Genomic DNA, 935 nt, shown 5'->3' with positions numbered 1-935 from the left:
CAAATGCATCGTGCACTCGGTCGGAGGCACCATTCTGAATCACGTCAAAGAGCATCAACTGCACTGCGATATTCAACCGAACGATCGAGTTTTTTACTACACGACCTGTGGTTGGATGATGTGGAATTGGCACGTTTCCGCCCTGGCAAGCGGAGCGTGCTTAGTCATTTTTGACGGTAGCCCTGTTTATCCTTCTCACAAGGTGCTGTGGAACCTTGCTCAAAATGCTGACGTGACCTTGTTTGGTACGTCGGCTAAATATCTGGAAGCGATTGAACAAGCGCAATTCTCACCGAAAAGAGCCGATGCTTTCCCCGCACTCAAGACGATTTGCTCAACTGGCTCTGTACTTTATCCTGAGCAATTCGATTACGTTTACGAGCACTTAAAGGAAGACGTACATTTAGCGTCCATTGCTGGGGGCACAGATATTTGCGGATGCTTTGTATTAGGCAATCCGATATCACCAGTCTATCGAGGAGAATGTCAATCCGCAGGCTTAGGCGTTGATGTGCAAGTATTTAATCCACAAGGTCACAGTGTCGTGGGTGAACGAGGTGAGCTGGTTTGCACCAATTCACTGCCTAATTTTCCTTCTGGGTTCTGGCGTGATTCAGGCGAGCGTTACCATCGCGCCTACTGGGATAAGTTCGATAATGTTTGGCATCATGGCGACGATGTAGAAAAAAGTGAGGTTGGCGGTTTTGTCTTTTATGGCCGTAGTGACACCACTCTTAATCCAGGTGGCGTCAGAATTGGTACCGCAGAAATTTACCAACAGGTGAATGCTATTGATGGCATCGTCGACTCCATCGCGGTTGGGAAAGAAGTGGATCGAAATGAACAGATCTGGCTTTTTGTTCAATTAGAAAGCCAAGATGAGTTGGATGATGCGTTAATCGGTAGCATTAAAGCGCAGCTGAAATCGGCCTGTT

Annotated in this window: 1 protein-coding gene; it reads left to right on the top strand. The window is 47.4% G+C overall.

Features of this window, described 5'->3' with window-relative positions:
- Positions 1-935 (top strand): AMP-binding protein (locus R7Z50_RS25350; RefSeq protein WP_411979513.1); only part of this gene is annotated, 935 nt, incomplete at both ends.

The organism is Vibrio sp. 1249-1, assembly GCF_033340495.1.
This window is presented reverse-complemented; position numbering and strand designations above follow the sequence as displayed.